This window comes from Marivirga aurantiaca (genome assembly GCF_016679925.1).
GTDB lineage: Bacteria > Bacteroidota > Bacteroidia > Cytophagales > Cyclobacteriaceae > Marivirga > Marivirga aurantiaca.
Genome location: NZ_JAEQBW010000015.1, coordinates 13,089 through 37,700, shown reverse-complemented (window position 1 = coordinate 37,700; position 24,612 = coordinate 13,089). Strand labels below are relative to the sequence as shown.

General features: G+C 35.8%; 24 protein-coding genes and 4 tRNA genes. 10 read left to right on the top strand and 18 right to left on the bottom strand.

Going from position 1 to position 24,612, the window contains the following annotated elements; all coding sequences use genetic code 11:
* Position 1 precedes the first annotated feature (1 nt).
* The 8 genes from rplK to JKA74_RS19295 form a co-directional block, all read right to left on the bottom strand.
* Positions 2–445: a 50S ribosomal protein L11 gene (rplK, locus tag JKA74_RS19330; RefSeq protein WP_201432891.1), complete on the bottom strand. Its 444-nt coding sequence runs from the start codon at positions 443–445 to the stop codon at positions 2–4.
* Positions 446–449: 4 nt separating this feature from the next.
* Positions 450–1,007, bottom strand: coding sequence for a transcription termination/antitermination protein NusG (gene nusG, locus JKA74_RS19325; RefSeq protein ID WP_201432890.1), 558 nt, complete (start codon positions 1,005–1,007; stop codon positions 450–452).
* 24 nt (positions 1,008–1,031) lie between these two features.
* Positions 1,032–1,223, bottom strand: a complete 192-nt coding sequence (secE, locus tag JKA74_RS19320; RefSeq protein WP_201432889.1) for a preprotein translocase subunit SecE — start codon at positions 1,221–1,223, stop codon at positions 1,032–1,034.
* Positions 1,224–1,242: 19 nt separating this feature from the next.
* A tRNA-Trp gene (locus JKA74_RS19315) sits at positions 1,243–1,315 on the bottom strand.
* A 116-nt stretch (positions 1,316–1,431) separates the two neighbouring features.
* Entirely contained in the window at positions 1,432–2,619 is a 1,188-nt protein-coding gene (gene tuf / locus JKA74_RS19310) for an elongation factor Tu (RefSeq protein ID WP_201432888.1), read from the bottom strand.
* Positions 2,620–2,679: 60 nt separating this feature from the next.
* Positions 2,680–2,751: transfer RNA gene (locus tag JKA74_RS19305), tRNA-Thr, on the bottom strand.
* A 135-nt stretch (positions 2,752–2,886) separates the two neighbouring features.
* A tRNA-Gly gene (locus JKA74_RS19300) sits at positions 2,887–2,959 on the bottom strand.
* Between the two features lie 28 nt (positions 2,960–2,987).
* Positions 2,988–3,069 (bottom strand) — tRNA-Tyr (locus JKA74_RS19295).
* Positions 3,070–3,346: 277 nt separating this feature from the next.
* On the opposite strand from JKA74_RS19295, the gene JKA74_RS19290 reads away from it, so the two are divergent.
* The 4 genes from JKA74_RS19290 (at position 3,347) to JKA74_RS19275 (ending at position 7,485) form a co-directional block, all read left to right on the top strand.
* Positions 3,347–3,847: an acetyl-CoA carboxylase biotin carboxyl carrier protein subunit gene (locus tag JKA74_RS19290; RefSeq protein WP_201432887.1), complete on the top strand. Its 501-nt coding sequence runs from the start codon at positions 3,347–3,349 to the stop codon at positions 3,845–3,847.
* A gap of 33 nt (positions 3,848–3,880) precedes the next feature.
* Positions 3,881–4,588 (top strand): UMP kinase, encoded by a 708-nt coding sequence (gene pyrH, locus JKA74_RS19285; RefSeq protein WP_201432886.1) that lies wholly within the window; start codon positions 3,881–3,883, stop codon positions 4,586–4,588.
* A gap of 13 nt (positions 4,589–4,601) precedes the next feature.
* Entirely contained in the window at positions 4,602–5,162 is a 561-nt protein-coding gene (gene frr, locus JKA74_RS19280; RefSeq protein WP_201432885.1) for a ribosome recycling factor, read from the top strand.
* A 172-nt stretch (positions 5,163–5,334) separates the two neighbouring features.
* The gene (locus tag JKA74_RS19275) at positions 5,335–7,485 is read left to right on the top strand and encodes an ATP-binding protein (RefSeq protein ID WP_201432884.1); all 2,151 of its coding nucleotides are present in this window, start codon (positions 5,335–5,337) and stop codon (positions 7,483–7,485) included.
* 61 nt (positions 7,486–7,546) lie between these two features.
* Here the strand turns inward: JKA74_RS19275 and JKA74_RS19270 are convergent, their stop codons facing one another.
* From JKA74_RS19270 to JKA74_RS19250, 5 genes are all read right to left on the bottom strand, one after another.
* On the bottom strand, positions 7,547–10,216 hold the full coding sequence (locus JKA74_RS19270; protein ID WP_201432883.1) for a DUF5686 and carboxypeptidase regulatory-like domain-containing protein: 2,670 nt from the start codon (positions 10,214–10,216) through the stop codon (positions 7,547–7,549).
* Between the two features lie 165 nt (positions 10,217–10,381).
* Positions 10,382–10,966 carry a nicotinate (nicotinamide) nucleotide adenylyltransferase gene (gene nadD, locus JKA74_RS19265; RefSeq protein WP_201432882.1) on the bottom strand — a complete coding sequence of 195 codons (585 nt, stop codon included), beginning with the start codon at positions 10,964–10,966 and terminating at the stop codon, positions 10,382–10,384.
* Positions 10,966–11,538, bottom strand: coding sequence for a guanylate kinase (gmk, locus tag JKA74_RS19260; protein ID WP_201432881.1), 573 nt, complete (start codon positions 11,536–11,538; stop codon positions 10,966–10,968). Before gmk ends, nadD begins: the two co-directional genes overlap by 1 nt.
* Before the next feature lie 3 nt (positions 11,539–11,541).
* Positions 11,542–11,778, bottom strand: a complete 237-nt coding sequence (locus JKA74_RS19255) for an anti-sigma factor family protein (RefSeq protein ID WP_201432880.1) — start codon at positions 11,776–11,778, stop codon at positions 11,542–11,544.
* 116 nt (positions 11,779–11,894) lie between these two features.
* Positions 11,895–12,485, bottom strand: coding sequence for a sigma-70 family RNA polymerase sigma factor (locus JKA74_RS19250; RefSeq protein ID WP_236587951.1), 591 nt, complete (start codon positions 12,483–12,485; stop codon positions 11,895–11,897).
* 90 nt (positions 12,486–12,575) lie between these two features.
* Between JKA74_RS19250 and JKA74_RS19245 the strand changes: the two genes are divergently transcribed.
* Positions 12,576–13,700: a glycosyltransferase family 4 protein gene (locus tag JKA74_RS19245; RefSeq protein WP_201432879.1), complete on the top strand. Its 1,125-nt coding sequence runs from the start codon at positions 12,576–12,578 to the stop codon at positions 13,698–13,700.
* Between the two features lie 8 nt (positions 13,701–13,708).
* On the opposite strand, the gene JKA74_RS19240 is transcribed toward JKA74_RS19245, so the two are convergent.
* Both JKA74_RS19240 and JKA74_RS19235 read right to left on the bottom strand, forming a co-directional pair.
* Positions 13,709–14,521, bottom strand: coding sequence for an FkbM family methyltransferase (locus JKA74_RS19240; protein WP_236587950.1), 813 nt, complete (start codon positions 14,519–14,521; stop codon positions 13,709–13,711).
* Between the two features lie 137 nt (positions 14,522–14,658).
* A complete protein-coding gene (locus tag JKA74_RS19235; RefSeq protein WP_201432877.1) occupies positions 14,659–15,744 on the bottom strand; it encodes a glycosyltransferase family 4 protein in 1,086 nt (361 codons plus the stop codon).
* 410 nt (positions 15,745–16,154) lie between these two features.
* On the opposite strand from JKA74_RS19235, the gene JKA74_RS19230 reads away from it, so the two are divergent.
* Positions 16,155–16,925: a glycosyltransferase family 2 protein gene (locus JKA74_RS19230; RefSeq protein WP_201432876.1), complete on the top strand. Its 771-nt coding sequence runs from the start codon at positions 16,155–16,157 to the stop codon at positions 16,923–16,925.
* Here JKA74_RS19230 and JKA74_RS19225 read toward each other — a convergent pair.
* Positions 16,915–17,643, bottom strand: coding sequence for a class I SAM-dependent methyltransferase (locus JKA74_RS19225; protein ID WP_201432875.1), 729 nt, complete (start codon positions 17,641–17,643; stop codon positions 16,915–16,917). The two genes, JKA74_RS19230 and JKA74_RS19225, sit on opposite strands and share 11 nt — an antisense overlap.
* A gap of 56 nt (positions 17,644–17,699) precedes the next feature.
* On the opposite strand from JKA74_RS19225, the gene JKA74_RS20990 reads away from it, so the two are divergent.
* Together JKA74_RS20990 and JKA74_RS19215 are read left to right on the top strand one after the other, a co-directional pair.
* Positions 17,700–18,794, top strand: a complete 1,095-nt coding sequence (locus JKA74_RS20990; protein ID WP_201432874.1) for a glycosyltransferase family 4 protein — start codon at positions 17,700–17,702, stop codon at positions 18,792–18,794.
* Entirely contained in the window at positions 18,791–19,615 is an 825-nt protein-coding gene (locus tag JKA74_RS19215) for a glycosyltransferase (protein ID WP_201432873.1), read from the top strand. The genes JKA74_RS20990 and JKA74_RS19215 overlap by 4 nt, the downstream gene beginning before the upstream one ends.
* 212 nt (positions 19,616–19,827) lie before the next feature.
* Here JKA74_RS19215 and ahcY read toward each other — a convergent pair whose 3' ends face one another.
* Both ahcY and JKA74_RS19205 read right to left on the bottom strand, forming a co-directional pair.
* Positions 19,828–21,129 carry an adenosylhomocysteinase gene (ahcY, locus tag JKA74_RS19210; protein WP_201432872.1) on the bottom strand — a complete coding sequence of 434 codons (1,302 nt, stop codon included), beginning with the start codon at positions 21,127–21,129 and terminating at the stop codon, positions 19,828–19,830.
* Positions 21,130–21,229: 100 nt separating this feature from the next.
* A complete protein-coding gene (locus tag JKA74_RS19205) occupies positions 21,230–21,994 on the bottom strand; it encodes a biotin--[acetyl-CoA-carboxylase] ligase (protein WP_201432871.1) in 765 nt (254 codons plus the stop codon).
* A 59-nt stretch (positions 21,995–22,053) separates the two neighbouring features.
* On the opposite strand from JKA74_RS19205, the gene rsfS reads away from it, so the two are divergent.
* Both rsfS and ftsH read left to right on the top strand, forming a co-directional pair.
* On the top strand, positions 22,054–22,407 hold the full coding sequence (rsfS, locus tag JKA74_RS19200; RefSeq protein WP_201432870.1) for a ribosome silencing factor: 354 nt from the start codon (positions 22,054–22,056) through the stop codon (positions 22,405–22,407).
* Between the two features lie 72 nt (positions 22,408–22,479).
* Positions 22,480–24,582: an ATP-dependent zinc metalloprotease FtsH gene (gene ftsH, locus JKA74_RS19195; protein ID WP_201432869.1), complete on the top strand. Its 2,103-nt coding sequence runs from the start codon at positions 22,480–22,482 to the stop codon at positions 24,580–24,582.
* The last annotated feature ends 30 nt before the right edge of the window (positions 24,583–24,612 follow it).

Sequence of the window (24,612 nt, the reverse complement as noted above, 5' to 3'; positions counted from 1 at the left end):
TTTATGATTCCCAAGGTGCCGTACCGGTCACTTTTAATCCCATACTTCTGGCAGTACCAGCTACCTGACGCATAGCTGATTCTATTTTCAAAGCATTTAAATCGGGCATTTTTGTTTCGGCAATTTCCTTAACCTGATCCCAAGAAACGGAACCAATCTTTAAACGATTAGGCTCAGCTGATCCTTTTTTCTTTTTAGATGCATCTAAAAGAAGTACCGGAGCAGGAGGTGTTTTAACAACGAAATCAAAAGATTTGTCTTTGTAAACAGTTATTAAAACCGGCATAACTTGCCCAGCCTTATCTTGGGTTCTTGCATTAAATTGCTTACAGAACTCCATGATATTTAGACCTTTACTACCTAAAGCAGGCCCAACAGGAGGTGAAGGATTTGCTGCCCCTCCCTTAATCTGTAATTTTACGTATCCACTTATTTCCTTAGCCATCTTGCTATTCTGTTTTTTCTACTTGCATGTAATTCAATTCAACAGGGGTATTTCTACCAAATATTTTCACCATCACATTGAGTTTCTTTCTTTCTTCGAAGACTTCCTCAACAGATCCTGTAAAACCACTAAAAGGACCATCCATTACTTTCACTGATTCTCCGATAATAAATGGCGTACTTAATTTTTCGTCCATCTCTTCGGTTTCATCAACCTTTCCTAATATTCTATTCACTTCAGATTGTCTTAACGGAACAGGAACTTTGGCATCACCAGAACCTTCTCCTCCTAAAAATCCAATCACTCCGGGAATACTGGTGATTACGTGGTTAGCCTCACCATATGATAAGTCAGCTGAAACAAAAACATAGCCTGGAAAGAAGTTTCTTTCTCTGACTCTTTTTTTGCCGTTCCTCATTTCATATACCTTTTCTGTAGGTATAAGAATTTGAGGTATATGTTCTTCTAATTTTTGACGAGCAATCTCATTATCAAGATAAGTTTTAATTTTCTTCTCCTGACCACTTACAACTCGCAAAACGTACCACTTAAATTCTGACATTATCTAATTTATTATTATAAATGCTTAAAAAGCATTATAAAACCATTCCATTGCATTTTCAAATGCCAAGTCAATAATACCAATTAAAATTGCAAAGATTAAAGATGCAACCAACACCAAAATAGAACTATTTTGAAGTTTTGAATAGGTCGGCCATGTAACCTTGTATCGCATTTCTGACCAAGAATCCTTAATGAATAACGTTAATTTTTGCATCTTCTATTTCATTATTTTGCACGGGTGGAGAGACTCGAACTCCCAGCCAATGGTTTTGGAGACCACTACTCTACCAATTGAGCTACACCCGTAAAATACCAATGCAACTCAAAATGGTCTGCAAAGGTAGACAAAAGTTTTATATGAAACAAATGCGCTCCCAAAAATTTGAGAACGCATTTGATATTTTCTAATTAAAGAAATTGTTTTAGTCTAAAATCTCAGTAACCTGTCCGGCACCTACAGTTCTACCACCTTCACGGATAGCGAAACGTAAACCTTTTTCACACGCTACTTTGTTGATCAACTTCACTTCAATAGTAATGTTATCACCTGGCATTACCATTTCTACATTTTCAGGCAAGAATATTTCACCTGTAACATCTGTAGTTCTTAAGTAGAATTGCGGACGGTATTTGTTAAAGAATGGAGTATGACGTCCACCTTCTTCTTTTGACAATACGTAAACCTCAGCTTTGAAATGTTGGTGAGGATTTACAGAACCCGGCTTACAGATAATCATTCCTCTTTTGATCTGAGATTTTTCAATACCTCTTAACAAAAGACCAACGTTATCACCAGCTTCTCCTCTATCTAATATTTTTCTGAACATTTCAACACCTGTAACAACAGATTTCAAACCTTCAGCTCCCATACCGATAATATCAACAGCTTCTCCAGAGTTAATTACTCCTCTTTCAATTCTACCAGTTGCAACAGTACCACGACCAGTAATTGAGAAAACATCCTCAACAGGCATTAGGAAATCTTTATCAGTTAAACGCTCTGGTAATGGAATATAATCATCAACAGCTTGCATTAACTCATCTATTTTAGCTACCCATTCAGCTTCACCATTAAGTGCACCCAAAGCAGAACCTTGAATAACCGGTAAATCATCACCTGGAAAATCATAGAAAGAAAGTAATTCACGTACTTCCATTTCAACTAATTCAAGTAATTCTTCATCATCAACTAAATCTACTTTATTTAAAAAAGCAACTAGTGAAGGAACACCTACCTGACGAGCTAAAAGGATGTGCTCACGAGTTTGTGGCATAGGACCATCAGTTGCAGCTACTACTAAAATAGCTCCATCCATTTGGGCTGCACCAGTTACCATGTTTTTTACGTAATCCGCGTGACCCGGGCAATCTACGTGTGCATAGTGTCTGTTTTCAGTTGCGTATTCTACGTGTGAAGAGTTAATTGTTATACCTCTTTCTTTTTCTTCCGGTGCATTATCAATAGAAGAAAAGTCTCTCATTTCTGCAAATCCTTTATCAGACAATACTTTACAGATTGCAGCAGTTAATGTAGTTTTACCATGATCCACGTGACCGATAGTACCGATATTCACGTGTGGTTTTGAACGGTCAAAGGTTGCTTTAGCCATATTTGAAAAATCCTCAGTTTAGTTAAAATTTATATTATATTTATTCGATAACACTGATTGAGCCAACGAGGGGAATTGAACCCCCGACCTCTTCCTTACCAAGGAAGCACTCTACCCCTGAGCTACATCGGCTTAAAAACGTTCCGCAAATCAATGCTTTAGTTTCATACTCAATACTCAAAGAGTATTCATCAATTTTTGGTACATCCCATAAAAGGCAGTCACGAAATCGTTCTGCCTCAGTGATAAGGGAATGCTTAATATTAGAGCGGGAGACGAGGCTCGAACCCGCGACCTGCAGCTTGGAAGGCTGCCGCTCTACCAACTGAGCTACTCCCGCCTATTTACCGAATTCGGTAATAGTATTGTGGGGGAAACAGGATTCGAACCTGTGAAGTCGAAGACAACGGATTTACAGTCCGTCCCAGTTGGCCGCTTTGGTATTCCCCCTTTCTTTTCATTACGCATTTCCCTAAATCACTTTCGTTTAAGGAAGTGCAAAATTATATGGATTTTATGTTTTATCAAACATATACCTCAAAAAAGATTGTTTTTTTTATTGCAAATAATTAATTCTTGCAGATCAAATTGACTATCAGTGAATTACGCGAAGTAAATATCTCAGATAATTTTAACTATTTGGGAAGTTGATTAATTTTACACTTAATATCCTTCAGAAAAGTGTAAAATCCGAAGTGAGTTTTTATCTTCGTGTTTAATTCTAGCTATGTATAAAGTAAATATAAGCAATGTTGAAGAAGAAGTAAGCGTTCTCCTAAAAGAAAACGACATCTTCATTAATAATGAACCCTTTAATTGGGACATTTATCCAATAGACAAGAATTCATTCCATATAATTTATAAAAACAAGAGCTTGACTGCCTATGTCATTTCAGTCGATTATGTGTCAAAGGAATTTGTTCTTCAAATTAATGGGAAAATCATTGAGCTTAGTCTAAAAGATAAAATGGATATTTTGCTTGAAGAATTAGGAATGAGTGACTTGGCAAAAACCCAAATTAATGAGGTAAAAGCTCCTATGCCGGGTTTAATTTCCGAGATTCTGGTGAAAGAAGGCGATGAGGTAAAGGAGGGGGACTCATTGTTGATATTAGAAGCTATGAAAATGGAAAATGTAATTAAATCCCCGGGAGAGGGGAAAATTTCTGAAATTAAGATTCAGAAAGGGAATAGCGTTGAGAAGAATCAAATACTCATTCAATTTTAGTTTTTTAATCTATATTTACAAAAATTTTTCTGCATGAAATTCAAACGCATATTATTGAAATTAAGTGGCGAGTCTCTAATGGGTGATGAAGGCTACGGAATAGACCCTAAACGATTAGAACAATACGCACAGGAAATAAAAAAAGTGCGGGATTTGGGAATAGAGGTTGCCATAGTAATAGGAGGCGGAAATATTTTTAGAGGAATACAGGCAGAGGGTGCCGGTATTGACAGAGTTCAAGGTGACTACATGGGCATGTTGGCCACAGTCATTAACGGCATGGCGGTTCAAGGCATACTGGAAAATCATGGTATGTTTACCCGTTTGATGTCAGGCATTAAAATGGAACAGGTTTGTGAACCATTTATCAGAAGAAGGGCTATCCGCCATCTGGAAAAAGGAAGAGTAGTTATATTTGGTGCAGGTATAGGCAATCCTTACTTCACCACTGACTCCACTGCCAGCCTAAGGGCAATAGAAATAGAAGCAGATGTAGTATTGAAAGGTACTCGTGTGGACGGTGTCTATACTTCTGATCCGGAAAAAAATGCGGACGCCACCAGATACAGCAGTATTTCCTTTCAAGAAGTATATGAAAAAGGACTGAATGTAATGGATATGACAGCCTTTACACTGTGCCAGGAAAATAATTTACCTATTATTGTATTTGATATGAACAAGCCGGGCAATCTTGTTGATTTAGTAATGGGGGAAAAGGTAGGAACTTTGATTCAATCATAAAACTTAAACAGGAATGGAAGAAATTGAATTTGTTTTAGAGGAAACTAAAGACTTAATGAATAAAGCTATTCAGCACACTAAAAGCGAGTTGCTGAAGATAAGAGCTGGCAAGGCATCCCCGGCTATGTTAGAAGGCCTAATGGTGAAGTATTATGACAACGACACGCCCATCAGCCAGGTGGCCTCAGTGAGTACTCCTGATGCCAGATCCATTATTATTAAACCATGGGAGAAAAACATAATTGGGGATATTGAAAGAGCCATTATCAATAGTGATTTGGGATTCAATCCACAGAACGATGGTGACATTGTAAGGATCAACATTCCACCATTAACTGAAGAAAGGCGTATAAACCTTACTAAACAGGCTAAAAATGAAGCTGAAGAAGGAAAAATATCAATAAGAAATGCCAGAAAAGATGCCAACGATCAATTGAAAAAATTACAAAAAGAAGGCGTTGCCGAAGATGATGTGAAAAGAGCAGAAGATAAGGTGCAGTCTCTTACAGATGATTTTGTAAAAAAAATTGATGAAATTCTTGAGCAAAAAGAAAAGGAAATTATGACAGTTTAATCTGTTCACTATACCTAATTAAAATCCAAAGCTTTCCGTATCCGGAAAGCTTTTTCTTTTTTTAATCATTTTACTTAAACGTTAACTCCTTTAAAATTCCCTACGTGTTTTTTGTATATCCCAAATTTTCATTATATTAATTTGTTATTGAACACTCAAAAGATTCTATCCATTGAAATTAAGGTTTCATATAATCATTTTACTTTGCCTCAGATTTTCTGTGGGCATTGCACAAAATAAAATTGACAGCCTTGAATTAGCATTAGAGAAAAGCCATGGCTCTCATAAAATTGATCTTCTTCACGAATTAGTATTTGAAACATGGCTCAGTTACCCTGACGTAGCACAAAAATATGCAATTGAAGCTTTGTCCCTGGCTAAAGAAAAAAATGATTCCCCAGCAATTTCAAAATCGCTTAGACTCCTAGGGGGCGCATATGTTTACAAAGGCAATTACGAAAAAAGCTTGCGATATAACCTTGAGGCTTTGGAAATTGCCACTGCTTTAAATGATTCATTACTACTGAGCCCTACCCTCAATAATATTGGTTTTGCTTTTTACCATTTGGGCAGCAACCAAAATGCGATGGAATATTTAATGCGCTCCAAAAGAATTACAGAACTTTCAAAGGAGTATTATGGCCTGGAACATACTTTGAATAACATTGGATTAATATATATTAAGGCAAAAGATTACGATAAGGCAAGGGAATACTTTAAGCAAGGTCTGGAAGTTGCCCATAAAAACAAGAATGCGGCATTAATTATGTATGCTCAAAATAATATTGGACTGTCTTATTTAAAAGAAGAAAAAGCAGCTATTGCAAAACCATATTTTCAAAATTCGTTATTACTGGCTAAAGAAATCAACAATAAAAACTGGGAGGCAGTTGCTTTAAGGGGAATGGGCGAAGTTTACATGTTAATGCAACAATTTGACTCAGCCCATTATTTTTATGACCAATCATTCAGACAAAGAAATGAAATTAAAGATCTGCTGGGGCTTTCTGAAATACATTTCCTAAAAGCCAAATTACACATAATGAAAGGCCAATATCCTGAAGCTATCAACCGTCTGAGCCATAGCGATTCCCTGGCTGTGCAAATTGGTGCACCGGAGACCCTACTTTCCATTTACTTAACCTACTCCGATTTGTATTCAAGAATGAAAGATCTTGAAAAGGTTAATAAATACCAACAAAGCTATATAGTGCTAAGGGACTCAATATTTACTGAAATTGTCAACCGTAACCTTTCTTTGCTTCCTGCCAAGATACAAGATGAGGAAAACAGAATTCAGTTACAGAAAAGCCAAATTGAATTAAAGGAAAAAAGCTTTGAAAACTTGATCTATACATCCATTCTCATCCTCATACTGCCTTTTTTAGTACTTATTGTACTGTTTTTTCATAGAAACAAGAAAACAAACAAAACGCTTAACAAACAAAATCAACAAGTAGAGGCTCAAAAAGAAGAGATAGAAACCCAAAAAGAATATCTGGAGCTAAATCTGAAGGAGTTGGAAAAAGCCAAAAATTTGATAAGCCAACAAAAGGATGAGCTGGAAATATTAAACCAGCAGCTGGAAGGCAAAGTGAATGCCCGAACCACAGAATTAAAAAAGGTGAATGAAACGTTGAGAGTGACCAGCCTTGAACTGGATAATTTTATTTATAAATCATCGCATGATATAAAAGGGCCGCTGGTGCGTTTAATGGGCATATGTACTGTGGCACTGCTCGATATTAAAGACCCCGAGGCTTTGAAGTATTTTGTTATGCTTGACAAAGCTACTAAAAGGTTGAATAAAATTATTGACGAGCTAAAACTGGTAAGCGAACTTAATGACAAAGAGCTGGAAAATAATTTAATTGATTTTGACAGCATCACCAGGGAATGCATCACTGAAATTTCCTATATGGAAAATACTGCCGATATCAAATTACACTTGCAACACAAAAATGAATTTGATTCTTATTCTGACGAAAAACTCCTCCGGATTATCATTTTCAATCTTCTGCAAAATTCTATTCAGTTTATGAAGAGTGAACAATTAAAAAAATTCAAGATCACAATTAACCTAGTGAAAAAAAGCAATCAAGTAATTCTTACATTTATATTACATAATTTACATTTAAAAGTAAATGAGGTCACTCATCTCATCAACAGCTTTTCCAAGGCTAACTCGGAATACCATAACTTAAGCATTGGACTTTATACCGTAAAGCAATGTGTGCAGAAATTAGATGGAAGCTTTACTTTAAAATCTAATAAACATCAGGATACAATTTTTGAGGTAGAATTTCCCTTTAAAATAGTTTAATATTGAATTGAGGTTAATTCATTAGGTGAAAACATTTTCCCATGTACAACCTCAATCCATGTTATTCCTCATTGTTTATCTCCACCGAAACATTTCCACCTAAAGTAGTAGATATCCCTACTCTAAAACCGGTGCTTTGATAGCGAAAATTTTCATAATTGGTCACAACTTCTATTCGGAAAAATCTCAAAATCCCATCCAAAGAATAGCCCAACTCTACATAATTTTTACTTTGACTGGTGAGCAGGTAATTAGTAAAGAAGCTTTCCTTCAGTCCCATAAAACGTGTGGCAGGAATTTGAGTGATCAAAAACTTTCTGAATTGGTGGTAAAGAAAAGTCTGTACATAATAGCTATCAGTGCTGTATAAATAATAATCTAAAAGTCGATAACTCTGAACAGGATCAATCTGAGTGATAAAGGCACGGTTTCCCGGGAAATGTGCAAAATCCATAAATCCCAGGGATTTGTTATTCAAAAAAGCACCTGTTCGGGCACTAAAATAAGTAGTGCCTTTTGCTCCAATTTCATAACTATCCCTGAATTCAAACTCTAAACGGTCAAAATCCACATCGCTACCTGCTAGCCCTTTAAATCCTTTAAAATAAGCAAGTGAAAAAACAGGACTTTCATCAGTAATAGCAATTCTACGCCCGTTATTGATGACAAACTTGATATGTGGTTTGTATGTAACCTTAAAATCCGCAGTGAAAGCCTCCTGTCCGTCAAACTCTTTAATTGGATCTGCATTTATAGGCAAATTAGGCGTCAACCCTCTTTCCCAATCAATAAAAGTAAATTCAGTATTGTTGAACAATCTATGCCTTTCTTCATATTCAACATTACCAGAAATACGCCATTTATGGGAAAAGTTATTTTCAAACCTGAACTGCACAAAATCTTTTTCATATAACTTCATGAAGTTCTGCTCCCACATCAATGTAAAACTTGTATTAATCAGAGGTGTAATAGCCGGCATATCATTAAACTGACTCACATAACGGCCCCCTGCCAATGACACACTTCCTTTTTGGAACTGGTATTTACCCAAAACTTTTCCAATTACATTATTTCTGGCAACAGCATACCTAAATGTGGGTTTTAGTAAAATGAAAGGCTTCTTTATCAATTGGTAATCGTAATCGATCTTCTGTGCAGAATCAAGTTTCATTTCAAAGTTTTTTCTGAGACCTATACTATAATCTACATTTAAACCTTCTACTGTATTATACTGTGTACTGAAGAAAGCATTATAAATAATAAATTTCCAATCTTTTTCCTTACCAAATGTGTATCTGCCTCCTGAAATTATATCCAGAGGTTGAAAGCTAAACTGATTGGCATTTTTGAGGGAATCTTTCTGGTTTTTCTCCTCATTGACAATATTCAAACTATCTATTTTGGCGTATCCCCGAATCTCATTATCCGATAATGGTATAGGCCTTACATGATGCCAAAACATAGAATCCTGTGAATATGCACTTGAATCAATCTTGTAATTATAAACTCCCACAATGTCTAATTTAGAAAGTGAATCAGCCTGTGTTTTCTGATAATCCTTCATTAAATCCCTTAAATCCGCGGCTTTTACAATTGCTGGCTCAGATGTTGATTTTGTTTTCTGTAGTTGCTTTACTGACTGTGCTACCTCCTTTTCCGGTTTAGTAGTAACAGGATCATCCTTATCTATCAATTTAATTTTATGAGGCAGAGCAGGATTTAATGTTATTTCATAATCTGCCACAGAAGCTAAATATTTAAATTCGAATCCAACGCCCATGATTTTTCCATCGACATCAAATTGATAACTTATCGGCATCCATGCCTTCTGGTTTACATTTTGATAAACCTGCCGAATCCTTACCTCAATACCCATATCAATTTGAGTTTTCACATCTACATTGTAAAGTGCCCAGTCATCTTCCACCAATTGAATGACTCCCTCAAAAACATTCGGGGCCTTTACTTTGGGAGTCACTTTAATTTTATTAATTAAATGATCTCCATCTACAAAAGCCCCCAAATGTTTAAATGTATAATATTGAAAAGCCTTTGAGGACAATGGCGAAATGGAAGAAGCAATTTCATCCTGATAAAAGCTCCCGGAAATAAAACGCATAGGACTGGCATTAAAATCATTCTTCTTGGATGCGTAAACTGAAATTACTTTTTCGGAAAATTGATTGGGTCTTTTATAACTGATTTCGCTGACAGATTCTGTAATGATCAGGGTAGAAGTATCTATACCTTCTTTCTTCAACATACTCCTTAAATAAAATGGAACACTATTGACCCTTCCTTTTCCTTTTACATAAACCCGTCCGGAATAAGCGTCTATTAATTGCCGATGATAACTACTTTTAGCAATAGCCTTTCGCATCATCCAATTGGCCGGATCTGTAGATTTTGCTGAAGTAACAACTTCATCCAAAAGCAAAGTTTGTTTCTCCATGTAAATATCAAGCTGTAGAAATGTTGTGCCAATTGTAACTTTCCTGATTACAGTTTCATAACCAACAAATTTATACTGAAAGGTATAATCTCCCGGAGGTAAATTTAATTCATAGTAAGCTTCCTGATTGGCTGAAGTACCGGTACCAAGCTCCTCAACATAAATTGTTGTATAGGGTAAAGGTTGTCCTTCATCATCGTAAACCACACCACGTATCCCGCTTGAGAAAGTATTTTGAATTAAGAGAAAATAAGCAATACTAAGTAAAATATACTTCATTCGGTTCTTTAAACTAGATGATGCAATATGTTGGAGTAAGGTTGCTCCAATAAGTAACGTAAGATAAACTTTAAATGTCTATTATAAATTGTTTTAAGCATTCAATTAAATAATACATTCATCACTCGTCAATATTTCTCAAAAGACTAACTTAATAAGCAGAAATCAGTCCAGGAATAATTTTTTAGCCTTAATTCTATCAATCACTATATCAGGCACCAGGTACTTTATAGAACGGCCGTTTCTTATGGCCTTCCTTATAAAAGTAGCCGAAATATCCATTTGAGGTGCTTCAATAAACTTTACGTTGGGATGATTCTCTAATGGTGAGGGTTTAGAATGAGGTCTGGGATAAACCAATAATCCAAATTGATCCAAAATAACTTCATGATTTTTCCACTTGGGAAAACTCTTCAGATTATCCTGGCCAATAATAAGCTTGAAGTCAGTATCAGGATATTTGCTAATGAGGTAAGCAAGAGTATCAGAAGTATAGCTTGGTTTTGGCATTTGAAACTCAATATCGGAAGCTTTCATATGAAATTGATCAGCAATGGCAGCTTCTACCAAATCCAACCTGTCAAATTCATGTGCCAGGTTACTTTGTTTTTTGAAAGGGTTATGCGGGGAAACTACAAACCAAATCTCGTCTACTACTCCTTCTTCCAGTATAGTATTGGCAATGATTAGATGCCCTATATGGATAGGATTGAAAGAACCGAAGAATAAACCTACTTTCTTTTTCTGCATTAGCTATTCAAAAACTCTTTGACAATTTGTTCTGCTTTTTGTAAAGAGGATTCCAGGTCTTCATTGACAAGCGTTACATCAAACTGCTTTTCGAAAGTCATTTCAAATTTAGCTTTATAGAGCCTTTGGGACAAACTGGAGGATGATTCAGAATTTCTTTCCTTCAATCGTTTTTCCAATAATTCCAAAGAAGGTACTTTTACAAAAATAGAAAGTGCTTTATCTCCAAAATATTCTTTCAGCTTCAGCCCTCCTTTAACATCCACATCAAATATCACGTGGCTACCGGTGTCCCAAATCCTTTGAATCTCTTTTTTAAGGGTTCCGTAAAAGTTGCCTTCGTACACTTCCTCCCATTCTACAAATTCGTTATTGTCGATTTTAGTTTTAAAATCCTCCACTGTAAGGAAATAGTAATCTACTCCATCAACTTCCTTCCTACCTCTCTTATCTCTTGTACAGGCAGAAATAGAAAAACCCAATTCCGGGATTTTTTTTAGGAGGTAATTCACTATAGTGGTTTTGCCCGCACCTGAAGGTGCAGAAAATATTACGGCTTTTCCGGAATTCATTTATTAAACGATTTCTAATACTTTGGACTGGATGGAAGTAGCTAATTCAGATGGGACGCTAGGTCTTTTAAGTCGACTTTTTAACCCTTCTTTAATTGATTGGCTGAGTTCAAATTCAGCTCTGCAATTTTCACAATCGGAAAGATGCTGTTCCAACTCAAGTGTCTGTTGCTGAGTGGCCTGTCCGTCTATGACCAACTGCAGCAATTCAAAGCATTTTTGTTTGTCCTCTACTTCCATAAGTTCTTAATCAATTTAATAATTATCAGAGATGTAAGTTTTATCCCTTTTTGAGATGTTATTTGTGTAATACAAATATGCCGAATGTTTAGTTCTCAAAAAATATATTAATTGAATTATTTCCTTTTATCCTTATAGCCCATTGAAGTAGCGTAGTTGACCAGCTTTTCCTTTAGCAAGTTTCTTGCCCTATGAAGTCTACTCCTTACTGTACCAATTGGGATGTCAAGAATTTTAGCCATTTCCTCATAGGTAAAGCCTTCAAGATCACATAAAATAATAACTGTCCTGAAATCAATATCCAACGAATTCAATGCATTGGTAATTTCATCACCAATCATATGTTGGACAGTTTCCACCCTTAAATCAGTAGTTATTTTTTCATCAACCGACTCAGAATTATAATAAGATTCAACCTCCTGATAATCTACCTTGTTGGGTTGTTTACTTGTTTTTCGATAGTTATTGATAAAACTATTCTTCAGAATCCTGAAAAGCCATGCCTTCGCATTTGTTCCTTCTTCAAAAGATTTAATAAAGCGAAATGCCTTTAGGTAAGTTTCTTGCACAAGGTCTTTTGCATCATCCTCATCTAAAGTAAGGCGATAGGCGAAGTTATACATCGCATCAATATGCGGCATAAATTCCTTGTTAAAAACCCTTTGTTTATCTTTGCTTTCGTATGACATACTTTCCCCCGCTGACATATTTAACGATTTTATTCTTTTAAAGTATATAACCGAAAATAAATGATAAGGTTATATCTTTAAATTTCATAATTTTAAAGTAATTTTTAAATGAATATTCTAATTCTTTGCTCTCAGGGTGGAATTGCTGGTTCAACTTACAGTATATCATATTTAGCCAATGGACTGGGGGCTAAAGGGCATAATGTATGGATTGGGTTGAAGAAAGATTCATTTCTTGAAAGTTTGATAAAAAAAGAAGATGTGAATGTTATTCCACTTCCATTTAACGGAAAGCTTGATAACAAGACAAGAAAGAGCGTTAGAAAACTGATTGCGAAAGAAAATATAGAAATAATCAATGCGCAAGCTAGTAACGACAGGTATTTGGGCCCACTCATTAATTTATTCCGAAAAGAAAAAGTACTGATCGTACAAACCAGAAGGCAGCACCCAAAACAGATGCCGGGTATTAACCAGTTTCTTCAAAATATTTTCAATAATTACTTTTCCGATTACCTTGTTACAGTTAGTCATGAGCTAAAAAGAATATTTGTTGAAAGAGGTATAAAACCTGCAAAGATCAAGGTAATCCACAATGGCACCCCTACCAACCAATACGTATTCAATAATGAATTAAGTAATAGCCTAAAACATAACTTAGGATACAGAGAAGATGATATTATTATCGGTTGTGTAGCAAGGTATAAAAACCAACCACAGTTAGTAAAAGCTCTTCAATACTTGCCAAAGGAATGGAAAGTGCTTTATGTAGGGCTGGATGAAGAAAGTTATAGAGAAAGATTTCCCAATGAACCCGATATTCTGGATGTTCCTCAAGAAGTAATTTGTACGGGAATCATTGAAGATAAGGCCGAAGTAATTCAATACTATACCTTGATGAACGTAAATGTATTACCCTCCACTATGGATGGTTTTGGCTTAACTCTGGTGGAAAGTATGGCGATGGGAACTCCCGTAGTAGCGACTAACTATTCAGGTATAAAAGATGTGGTACAGCATGAAGAGAACGGCTTACTTTATGAAAACGAAAATTATGAGGATTTTGCAGAGCAAATCAAAAAAGCCGTTTCAGATCAACAACTAAGAAAAAAAATCATCAAAAAGGGATATGAAACTGCCTTTGAAAAATTCTCTATCGAAAACACTATTGATAATTACGAGTCATTTTTTAAGGAGTCATTACAAATTCAACAACTGAAAAAAAGAAAATAATCCTCCCCTCAATAATCATTTAATAAATCCATCCCAAACTTAAAATCATTTCTCACTACTATACTGTCTCCTTTTATTTTTTTAACAGTAAAACTGTGTTCAATAAAATAGGCTTCTGCTTCTGAACTTTCTATTTCCGTTAAGTGCCTGCTTTCAAACACAATTACTTTGGGCTTATTTTTACTTAAATCATATAGCTTAATCACTTCAAAATCAAACCCTTCCACATCAATTTGCAATACATCTACTTCTGCAATTTGATATTTAGCCCGTAGAAAATCAAAAGTTTTAGTTTCTACTTTTACCTGATTAATATAATCTGATTTTTTTGCCGGTACTTTTATTTTCTTTCTTTTAGAGATTGTATCAATATCCCCGTTATCCACTTTGGCTTCCAAGGTAGGTTTATTAAAAGTAGTTAATCCTGTAGCCCATCTTTCGGTGGTAAAGCTTATTTTATACATATCCATTAGGCCAATCTCATCACTAATGGCTATATTCTCCATATAAATTCCTTTATCAATAAGGTAAAGTGGGAATAATTGATTGCGAAATACATCAGGTTGAGGTTCAACCAATACACCTTTCCAACGATCCCTTTTAATATATTTGTGTATAGGATCGTGGTTTATACCATCATTAGCACCTACTTGAATGACAAAAGTATTGTCCAAATGTTTTGATACCTTATCATAAAAGCAAGCCAGGCTTCCCTTTGCCGGTTTATAAAAATACTTATAATATGAGAGAAATAATATGGAGTTTTGTGCGGATAAGTTAAATATCATTTTTTTATACGCCTGAGTGAAGAGTTTTTTCATTTAATATTATCCGTTGTCAAAAATCGAGAAACAATGATAATATAATTATTCTAACAAACGAAATGAAAAACATTTAAATAAAGCTAAAGCTCTAATAAATCCAACTCACTAATTATAAAATTATCAAGAATAGTTAATTACCCAAGCAGTTCATTGTAAAACTCCTCAAATTCTTTAACAGTCTTGCTGGTATGATAGACAGTTTGAATACGATCTTGAGCCGCTTTGCCATATTTCCTAATCAGTTCCCTATTGGAGATGTAGGTTTTCATCCCTTCTGCAAGCGCTTTAGCATTTGCCGGTGGAACTACTATCCCGGATTCTCCTGAAATAACAAGGTTTACATTGCCAGGGATATCGGTGATCAAAGGGGCTTTCCCTAATGACATGGCTTCAATAACAGCCTTGGTGATAGCCTCACCATAAAGAGAAGCTAACACAAATACGTCACAATCCTTTACTATTTCAAGTATATTATCCCTAAATCCAAGTAAATGAATATTCTTTTTCAGAGGGCTTTCATCGATAAGTTTTTGGAATTCCGGTTTACCCATTCCATTCCCAGCCAGAAAAAGGTGCATAGGTGTATTTTCATCCAAATAATGAGTGGCCTTTAACAAGTGAACAACGCCTTTCATTTTTCTATCATTGGCTGCACAAATAAAGCTTACATCATCTTTCTTCACACCAAAAGGACTCAAATCAAATTCCTTATCTATCTTATACCATCCTATATCATGACCTTTGTTGATTGTTCTGAATTTCTGTTTGGCCCAGGGTGCATTTTTCACAAATAATTTCCTGATAGCTTCTACTAAACAAACTACGCCATCTACTCTTGAATTAAAATATTTGAGGTACATAAACGGATCATACCATGCAATATTTCCGGTATAACCCCGGTATAAAACTACTTTTACAGGCAATCCTTTTGCCGCTGGAATTCCATTGAAATACGCCAGGCTATTAAACATCTGCAAAATGTCATATTTACCTCTGATCAACTCTTCTCTGATAAATGCTATACTTTCCTTATCCCTTTTTTTGGTAGGATGAAAGGGAATGACCTTTAGACCTTTCTCTTTAAACTTTTTATTGTAATCAGCATCCCCATAGGTCATAATGGTTACTTCATGTCCTTTCTCCTGCAAACCAATAAATATTTCAGCCTCTGGTCTTGCTGTAACTGTAGTTCTGTAATTACTAATAACTAATATTTTCATGTGTATATGTTTATTGTCAATGGTCACAACTTGTACCGCCTTAGCGGTATGCCCCAAAGGGATCCCTTCGGGAGAATTCAATAAATTTTATTCATCCTCGGTTGGTATGTTAAGGATTCTAAAATTTATGCTCATTTCATGTGTATATGTTCGTTTTAAGTTACCACATGGAATTCGCGATAAATATTCATCTGGCGGTTGGTATAAATTCGCCCTCGAATATTTATGCTCATTTCATGTATTTCTACTATTAAACTCCCGGGAATACACTGTCTTTTTTTGTGATAAATTCTGCGGTTGACGCGTTTGTTAAATTGAATATGAAATTATTAACAAAGCTTAAAAACCTTTATGGATCAAAATAAAAGGATTAATTTTAGCCCTCCAATTAAATACTCATTTCTTTTAGTATGAAGTTATCTGCTACTGTTATTACTTTTAATGAAGAAGCCAATATTGAAAGGTGCCTGAAATCACTTGAACAAGTGGCAGATGAAATAGTAGTGGTAGATAGTTTTTCTACTGACAGAACCGAAAAAATTGCTTGCCAATTTAAGAAGGTACTATTTATTAAAAATAAATTTGAAGGACACGTCCAGCAAAAGAACTTTGCAATGGAGCAGTCAACTTTTGACTATGTTCTTTCGCTGGATGCCGATGAGGAATTAAATCCAGAACTTCAGCAACATATCTTACGAATTAAATCATCCGAACTGGAAATTGCTGATGCGTATTATATGTCGAGACTCAATAATTATTGTGGAAAATGGATCAGGCATGGTGGCTGGTATCCTGATTTTAAAATACGACTCTGGAATAAATCCTTGGGTAAATGGGGTGGCACAAATCCGCATGACAAAGTAATTCTAAGTGAAAATAGCACATTGCAGAATTTAAAGGGTCAAATTCTGCATTACACTTATCAGAATACAGAGCAGCATGACAGACAAATAGAAAAATTTACTTCCATTGCTGCCCAGGAGTCATTTAGAAAAAACAAAAGAGTATTCATCATATCTCACTTAATGCTATACCCAATTATCTCTTTTATAAAAGTATATATTATAAAACTGGGCTTTATGGATGGTTATTACGGCTTAATCATCGGCTTGAAACATTCCCGCTACAAATACCTGAAATACTTAAAACTATACAGACTAAAAAAGAAGGCTACTTCCTGATGGCTTTAATAATCATTGTTTCCCCAAATAACAATGGAGTTTTAAAAAGCGTGGAAAGAATTTCCTGATTATTTTTCCGCTGTACCTTGTCCTTTTCTTCTTTTTTGAAGACCCAGTTGGTAAATACCCAGCTAAAAGGGATAAATATTGCATAAATCCAACTTATCAGCTTAACACGATTGGTTTTTACCTGCACAATTTTAAAGCCATTTGTGTGCAAAATATATCTCATCCTTTGATACGACATCATGTTAATATGATGCAAAGGGGTAGGTTTTTCTTCATTTAAAGGCACTTTACATTTATTATGGTGGCTGGTCCAGAACCATCTCCACCGCGACCTGAAAGAATTAATATTAGGTGTGGAGATAACAATTTGACCCTCCTGTTTGATCACCCTGCTACATTCCCTGATAAAAAAGAAAGGATTCTCCAAATGCTCTATTCCGTCAATACATACTACACTGTCAAAAAAACCATTGTCATAAGGTAATACTTTATTCATATCGGCTACAGCAAAATTAGGGTTTTCAACCTTCATAATATTCTCGATATCAGCTGAGTATACAGATTTTTCTTGATTGATCAACCTGTTGGTAAAAGCCCCTGCCCCGGAAGGAATATCCAGCACTTTGCCCGGATCACCGGAATCATTTAACAATTCGAAAACTATATTATGGGTATTTTTAGAAGTGTTCTCAGGAATATGTTGATGCATCTTTAATTAGTTTTGCTTCAAAGATAAAAGTTTAACTTTGTAAAAATTTTAAAATTGTGAATGTTTTACATTTAAGTTCCGAATCTTCATGGAGAGGTGGCGAGCAACAGATTGCCTATCTGATTGGCGAATTACGTACTAAAGGAATTAACCCACTTGTTGCAGGAAGACCCGGTTCAGCATTCGAGCAATATTGTGAGAAGGAAAAATTCCGCTTCTTCCCTATTGCCATGAAAAATTCTTTTGATATTAAATCGGGCTTACAATTAAATAAACTGTGCCGTCACCTGAAAATAGATTTATTGCATGCCCATAGTTCCCGCTCTCATGCTACTGCCTGGATTTCCTATTTATTGGGTAACCCTACTCCGATTATTGTTAGCAGAAGGGTAGATTTCCCTTTAAAAAACAACATATTGTCACAGCACAAATACAATATAAAGAGCTTAAAGAAAATTGCATGTGTTTCCGATGCCATCAGGAATATTGTACAACCCAAATTGCGATATCCTGAAAACTGCATTACCATTCATAGCGGCATTGACCACCAAAAGTTTGAAGGGTTTCAGGGAAGCAATTACCTGAGAACTACTTATGGAATTAATGAGGACATTACCATTATAGGAAACAGTAGTGCCATTGCCCCACATAAAGATTATTTTACATTTGTGGACACTGCCAGGCACATGGTTGAAAACATTAGCAAAAAAGTACATTTCTTCATTATTGGAAAAGGACCACTTGAGAATGAAATCAGGGCCTACATTACTCAAAGTAAAATGGATGAATACATTACGATGACGGGCTTTCTTCAAAACATTAATGAAGTTCTTCCATCATTGGATATATTTTTTATAAGTTCTGAAACTGAGGGCTTAGGCACGAGCATCATTGACGCATTTGCGTCAAAGGTGCCAGTTGTGGCCACAGCAGCAGGAGGAATTCCTGAATTGGTAAAACATGAGCAAACAGGCTTACTGGCTCCTGTCCGCGATACGGAAATGTTGGCTACTTTAATTAATAAAATGATACTAGATAAAGAACTTAGAAACAATATGATTGAGAATGCATGGAACTTATCCCTTGAATTCAGCAAGAAGGCAATGGCAGAAAATTATTATAGACTTTATAATGAAATCCTAAACAAATGAAGCGCGCTTCCATTATAATTTCCTTTTACAACAACCCCAAAGCCCTGAAACTCATTTTAGCTGCATTGCAAATGCAATCGGAAAAGGACTTTGAGGCAATAATAGCAGACGATGGCTCTAAAAAAGAGGTCGTAAATGAAATTGATTCTATTAAGAAGAATTATTCTTTTCCTGTAAAACACCTTTGGCACGAAGACCAGGGATTTCGTAAAAACCGAATCCTGAACCAAGCAGTTTTAGCTGCTGAAAGCAATTATCTTATCTTTATTGATGGAGACTGCATTCCACACCGTCATTTCATACATGACCATCTTCATTTTTCCAGAAAAAACAGAATTGTAGCGGGCAGGCGTGTCAATCTTTCGGAAAAATTAAGTAAATCCCTTACACCGGAAAACATTCTCAAAGGAAAATTGAACAGATGGCTTCCTTCCTTATTAATGGAAAGTTTTGGAGGTAAAGCTCGTTATGTGGAGAAAGCAATCTACCTTCCTTTCGAAAGCATCAATAAAGCATTAGGGAGCACAAAGAAAGGAGTGCTCGGATGCAATTTTTCTGTTCATAAAGATGGCCTTTATGCTATTAATGGCTTCGATATGCGCTATGAAATGCCTTGTGTAGGTGAAGATGTTGATCCTGAATACAGATTGAAGCTTTTGGGCTATGATGTATTTACTCCTAAATTCCGATTAATTCAGTATCATCTGTTCCATTTAAGGCAAAGCCGGGATGGCGAGAAAATTAATTTTGAAATTTTTAATGAAACAAGAAAGCATCAAATCAGTCGATGTGATGTCGGACTCGATCAACTACAGGCTTAAACCTCTGAGGATTTTAAATATTTAGCACAATAATAAATCCAATATTAACAGATTGTTTTTGATCATCATCCGAATTCCGGTAGCTCAAAACTTTTGTAACTCAGGTTGATCCCCCACAATCAAAAAAGCTCCTAAAGAAAAGTTTTTCCTTTAGGAGCTTAAAATTATTCCACATTAATTAACCCGAATAGAGTGTGTTAATTAATCAATTATCAATATCTGTAATATTCCGGCTTAAATGGCCCTTCAGGTGTTACTCCAATATAGTCTGCCTGCTCTTTGCTTAAGGTATCCAACTCAACACCAATTTTAGATAAGTGTAAAGCAGCTACTTTTTCATCCAGATGCTTAGGCAATGTGTAAACCGCATTTTCATATTTATCAGCATACTTCCACAATTCGATCTGTGCCAATGTTTGATTGGTAAATGAATTGGACATTACAAATGACGGGTGACCAGTACCACAACCTAAATTCACTAATCTTCCTTCAGCCAATAGAATAATTTGTTTACCTCCTTCTAAAGTAATTAAATCTACCTGAGGTTTGATGTTGTCCCACTCAGCATTTTTATGCAACCAGTCTACATCAATTTCATTATCGAAGTGGCCAATGTTACAAACAATGGCTTTATCCTTCATTGTCTTAAACAGATCACTGGTGATAATATCTTTGTTTCCGGTAGCTGTAACAATAATGTCAGCTTCTAGCACTGCTTTTCTCATAGGCTTAACTTCAAAACCATCCATGGCAGCCTGAAGAGCACAAATAGGGTCAACTTCAGTAACAATTACCCTCACTCCGGCACCACGCAATGAAGCGGCAGAACCTTTACCTACATCACCATAACCACCAACAACAGCTACTTTACCAGCCATCATCACATCTGTAGCTCTTCTAATAGCATCTACCAATGATTCTTTACAACCATATTTATTATCAAACTTTGATTTAGTAACAGAGTCATTCACATTGATAGCAGGCATAGGAAGTGTGCCTTTTTTCATTCTTTCGTATAATCTATGAACACCGGTAGTAGTCTCTTCTGATAGCCCATTAATTCCACCACCCAATTCAGGGTATTTATCCAAAACCATATTAGTTAAGTCACCACCATCATCAAGAATCATATTCAACGGCTTTTTATCCTCACCAAAGAATAAAGTCTGCTCAATACACCAGTTGAATTCTTCTTCAGTCATACCCTTCCAGGCATAAACCGGAACCCCCGTTGCAGCAATTGCTGCCGCAGCCTGGTCTTGTGTAGAAAATATATTACATGAACTCCAGGTTACTTCAGCACCTAAAGCAGTTAATGTTTCTATCAATACTGCTGTTTGGATAGTCATGTGCAAACAACCAGCAATTCTGGCTCCTTTCAATGGCTGTTCTTTACCATATTCTTCCCTAAGCGCCATTAAACCAGGCATCTCGGCTTCTGCCAAAGTGATCTCCTTCCGCCCCCAGGCAGCCAATGATATGTCTTTTACTTTGTATTTCTGTGTATCGATCATGTTATTGTATTTTTCTAAATAATAAGAACACAAAATTACCACATTAGTTTTATAATAGAAAGTTTAGGATTATTTAATACTGTTAAAAGTGTGGGATATTCTATAATAAAAAATGTATTTCCTTGAATTGATACCTTCTTAAAGCCCCTGATTCATCCTCAATTTTCAGGACTCCATCTGCCTCAGTGCCTCTAATTACTCCATTGAACTTACCATTTTTATCTTCATAATATGCCACAACATCTTTTTTATAAAGTTTTTCTTCGTAGAGTTGACGTATTAAGCGGGCATCATTACTTCGAAGCATTAAATAATAATGCTCAATTGCCATGATAACATCAGATAAAACTTTGTTTAACTCATACTCCACATTTGATATTTCTTTTATTGAGGTGGCTGTTTCCAATAATTTGTCAGTTTGATTCACATTCAAGCCTATTCCAACTATACTTTGAATTATACTATGCTGATTGATGTTGTTCTCAATTAGAATGCCTGTAATTTTCTTTTTGTTCACATATAAATCATTGGGCCATTTAATATACACCTTTGCCATTGGGCACATTTTTTTGAGCAAATCGTATAGGGCGAGTGAAACAATTCTGTTTAAATCAAATTGTTGTGAGGGTTTTAAGAATTTGGGTCTGAGGTAAACTGAGAAAGTTAGATTCTTTCCTGGTTCACTATACCAACTATTTCCCCTTTGGCCTTTGCCTTTGGTTTGATTTTCAGTAATCACAACGGCACCCTCAAAAAGTGTGTCTTTCACTGCCAATTCCGCTAGAAATTCATTAGTAGAATGACAGCTTGGCAGGGAAATCAGTTGTTTCCCTATAAATAAGGTATTGGCAAAGATTTTATGCAATATTATTTCGTAGATTTACAGCAAATTAACAAGTAAGTTTTGAAACCAAAAAATATTTAATGAACTCAGAAGCTTTAAGCAAAATAGTAGTGCAGGGAATGCAAGAGAAGAAAGCAAATGACGTCACTATTTTAGACCTTTCTCAAGTGAAAAATGCTGTTGCCGATTATTTTGTATTATGTTCGGCCAGCTCAGATACACAAGTAGATGCGATTTCTGATTCAGTGGAAGCATTTGTCTATAAACAAGCCAAAGAAAACACTTGGCAGAAAGAAGGTAAAAATAATAAGGAATGGATATTGCTTGACTTCGTAACAGTGGTAGCCCATATTTTTAAAACGGATAAAAGAGCACATTACAATCTGGAAAGTTTGTGGGGCGATGCTAAGATTATAGAAATAGAAAACGTGTAAAAATTTAATAAGAACATATTGCTTTATGCTTCCGTTAAGCATCCAAGCTAATTGAAACAGTAACAAAGAATAATGGCAGAAACACCAAATAATAAAGACAAAAGAAAAAAAATCATACCTAAGCCACCTCAAAAGCCCAATTATCAAGTTTGGGTTATCATTGCATTGATATCTGTGGTATTCGGAATTTCCTTATTCAGTGGCGGAAGCAGTGCCATTAAAATATCGGAAAAAAGATTTGAGAGAATGTATTTAAGTAATGACGTCAAAAAAGTGGTCTTACTTAAAAATCAGGGAGTAGTTGAAGTTTTCTTAAAAGAGGAAGCACTTCAGAATTCTAAGTATATACAGGAATTAGAAAACAGCGGAAACCCCTGGAGTTATGAAAAAGGGCCTCACTATACCTTTGAGGTACCAAGTTTGGAAATTTTCAACAAGAATTTTTCGGAGCTTGAAGCTCAGGTACCTGATTCAGAAAGAATTGGCTATGAAGTAGAAGAAAGAACTTCCTGGACAGATATGTTCTGGAGTTACGGCTTTTTAATATTCCTGCTTTTTGGAGTTTGGTTTTTAATGAGGCGCATGTCAGGACAAGGTGGCCCTGGAGGTCAGATATTCAATATAGGCAAGTCAAAAGCTGCCTTATTTGATGCTGAAAATAAAGTCAAGATCACTTTTAAAGATGTGGCAGGATTGGACGAAGCCAAAGAAGAAGTAGCAGAAATAGTTGAATTCTTAAAAACTCCTTCCAAATTTACTACATTAGGTGGTAAAATACCTAAAGGCGCATTGCTAGTGGGCCCTCCGGGAACTGGTAAAACATTATTGGCCAAAGCCGTAGCCGGTGAAGCAGGCGTACCATTTTTCTCTTTATCAGGTTCTGACTTTGTTGAGATGTTTGTGGGAGTAGGTGCCGCCAGAGTAAGGGATTTATTTAAGCAAGCAAAGGAAAAAGCTCCTTGTATTGTATTCATAGATGAAATTGATGCTATTGGCCGTTCAAGGGGAAATGGCAGAATGCCAGGCTCCAATGATGAAAGAGAAAATACATTGAACTCTCTTTTGGTTGAAATGGATGGTTTCTCCACCGATTCCGGAGTAATCATTTTAGCCGCAACCAACAGACCTGATGTTTTAGATTCTGCTTTAATGCGTCCGGGCAGGTTCGATAGACAAATAAGCATAGATAAGCCGGATATAGTAGGAAGAGAAGCCATTTTCAAAGTACATTTGAAACCTCTAAAGGTGGATGAAAAGAATGTGGATTCAAGAAAATTAGCAGCTCAAACTCCAGGCTTTGCCGGTGCTGAAATTGCTAATGTTTGTAATGAAGCCGCATTAATTGCTGCCAGAAAAAACAAAAAGGCTATTGAAATGCAGGATTTCCATGATGCTATTGATAGGGTTATTGGCGGTCTTGAAAAGAAAAATAAATTAATTTCTCCTAACGAGAAGAAAATAGTTGCTTACCACGAAGCAGGACATGCGGTTGCAGGCTGGTTCCTTGAGCATGCCGATCCTTTGGTAAAAGTAAGTATTGTTCCACGAGGAGTAGCAGCATTAGGATATGCTCAGTATCTTCCAAAAGAACAGTTTTTGTATCAGACGGAGCAGTTAATGGACGATATGTGTATGGCGCTTGGAGGAAGAGCTGCCGAACAAATTACGTTCGGAAAAATTTCTACCGGTGCATTAAGTGACCTGGAAAGAATTACCAAAATGGCTTATAGTATTGTAAGTGTTTATGGTATGAATGAGAAAATAGGAAATGTTTCTTATTATGACTCTAAAGATGGTGGTGATTATAAATTCACCAAACCCTATTCAGAAGCTACAGCTCAAACAATTGATGAAGAAGTAAGAGCACTTATTGATAATGTTTATGACCGGACATTGAAATTGCTTACTGACAAGAAAAAAGAATTGGGCATATTAGCCGAACAACTCCTTGAAAAAGAGATCCTATTTCAATCTGATTTGGAAAGGTTAATTGGAAAGCGCCCTTTTGAAGAGCAAACAACTTATGAAGCTTTCACCAATGGCAAACAGTCTATTGCTGAAGCGGATGTGAAATCCGAACAGGTTGATGAAAATAAAGATGAGGAAAAAGAGGAAGAAACTGTTGCTGATAACTCCGATAAATCAGGAGGGGATTCAGATGAAAACAAAAACTAATTTTTTCATATAACATTCAATTTGAAATAG

Bases quoted from the DNA above. Each gene is read 5' to 3' on its own strand.
- rplK (WP_201432891.1), bottom strand. From the start codon at position 445: ATGGCTAAGGAAATAAGTGGATACGTAAAATTACAGATTAAGGGAGGG.
- nusG (WP_201432890.1), bottom strand. From the start codon at position 1,007: ATGTCAGAATTTAAGTGGTACGTTTTGCGAGTTGTAAGTGGTCAGGAG.
- secE (WP_201432889.1), bottom strand. From the start codon at position 1,223: ATGCAAAAATTAACGTTATTCATTAAGGATTCTTGGTCAGAAATGCGA.
- tuf (WP_201432888.1), bottom strand. From the start codon at position 2,619: ATGGCTAAAGCAACCTTTGACCGTTCAAAACCACACGTGAATATCGGT.
- JKA74_RS19290 (WP_201432887.1), top strand. From the start codon at position 3,347: ATGTATAAAGTAAATATAAGCAATGTTGAAGAAGAAGTAAGCGTTCTC.
- pyrH (WP_201432886.1), top strand. From the start codon at position 3,881: ATGAAATTCAAACGCATATTATTGAAATTAAGTGGCGAGTCTCTAATG.
- frr (WP_201432885.1), top strand. From the start codon at position 4,602: ATGGAAGAAATTGAATTTGTTTTAGAGGAAACTAAAGACTTAATGAAT.
- JKA74_RS19270 (WP_201432883.1), bottom strand. From the start codon at position 10,216: ATGAAGTATATTTTACTTAGTATTGCTTATTTTCTCTTAATTCAAAAT.
- nadD (WP_201432882.1), bottom strand. From the start codon at position 10,966: ATGCAGAAAAAGAAAGTAGGTTTATTCTTCGGTTCTTTCAATCCTATC.
- gmk (WP_201432881.1), bottom strand. From the start codon at position 11,538: ATGAATTCCGGAAAAGCCGTAATATTTTCTGCACCTTCAGGTGCGGGC.
- JKA74_RS19255 (WP_201432880.1), bottom strand. From the start codon at position 11,778: ATGGAAGTAGAGGACAAACAAAAATGCTTTGAATTGCTGCAGTTGGTC.
- JKA74_RS19250 (WP_236587951.1), bottom strand. From the start codon at position 12,485: ATGTCAGCGGGGGAAAGTATGTCATACGAAAGCAAAGATAAACAAAGG.
- JKA74_RS19245 (WP_201432879.1), top strand. From the start codon at position 12,576: ATGAATATTCTAATTCTTTGCTCTCAGGGTGGAATTGCTGGTTCAACT.
- JKA74_RS19240 (WP_236587950.1), bottom strand. From the start codon at position 14,521: ATGAAAAAACTCTTCACTCAGGCGTATAAAAAAATGATATTTAACTTA.
- JKA74_RS19235 (WP_201432877.1), bottom strand. From the start codon at position 15,744: ATGAAAATATTAGTTATTAGTAATTACAGAACTACAGTTACAGCAAGA.
- JKA74_RS19230 (WP_201432876.1), top strand. From the start codon at position 16,155: ATGAAGTTATCTGCTACTGTTATTACTTTTAATGAAGAAGCCAATATT.
- JKA74_RS19225 (WP_201432875.1), bottom strand. From the start codon at position 17,643: ATGCATCAACATATTCCTGAGAACACTTCTAAAAATACCCATAATATA.
- JKA74_RS19215 (WP_201432873.1), top strand. From the start codon at position 18,791: ATGAAGCGCGCTTCCATTATAATTTCCTTTTACAACAACCCCAAAGCC.
- ahcY (WP_201432872.1), bottom strand. From the start codon at position 21,129: ATGATCGATACACAGAAATACAAAGTAAAAGACATATCATTGGCTGCC.
- rsfS (WP_201432870.1), top strand. From the start codon at position 22,054: ATGAACTCAGAAGCTTTAAGCAAAATAGTAGTGCAGGGAATGCAAGAG.
- ftsH (WP_201432869.1), top strand. From the start codon at position 22,480: ATGGCAGAAACACCAAATAATAAAGACAAAAGAAAAAAAATCATACCT.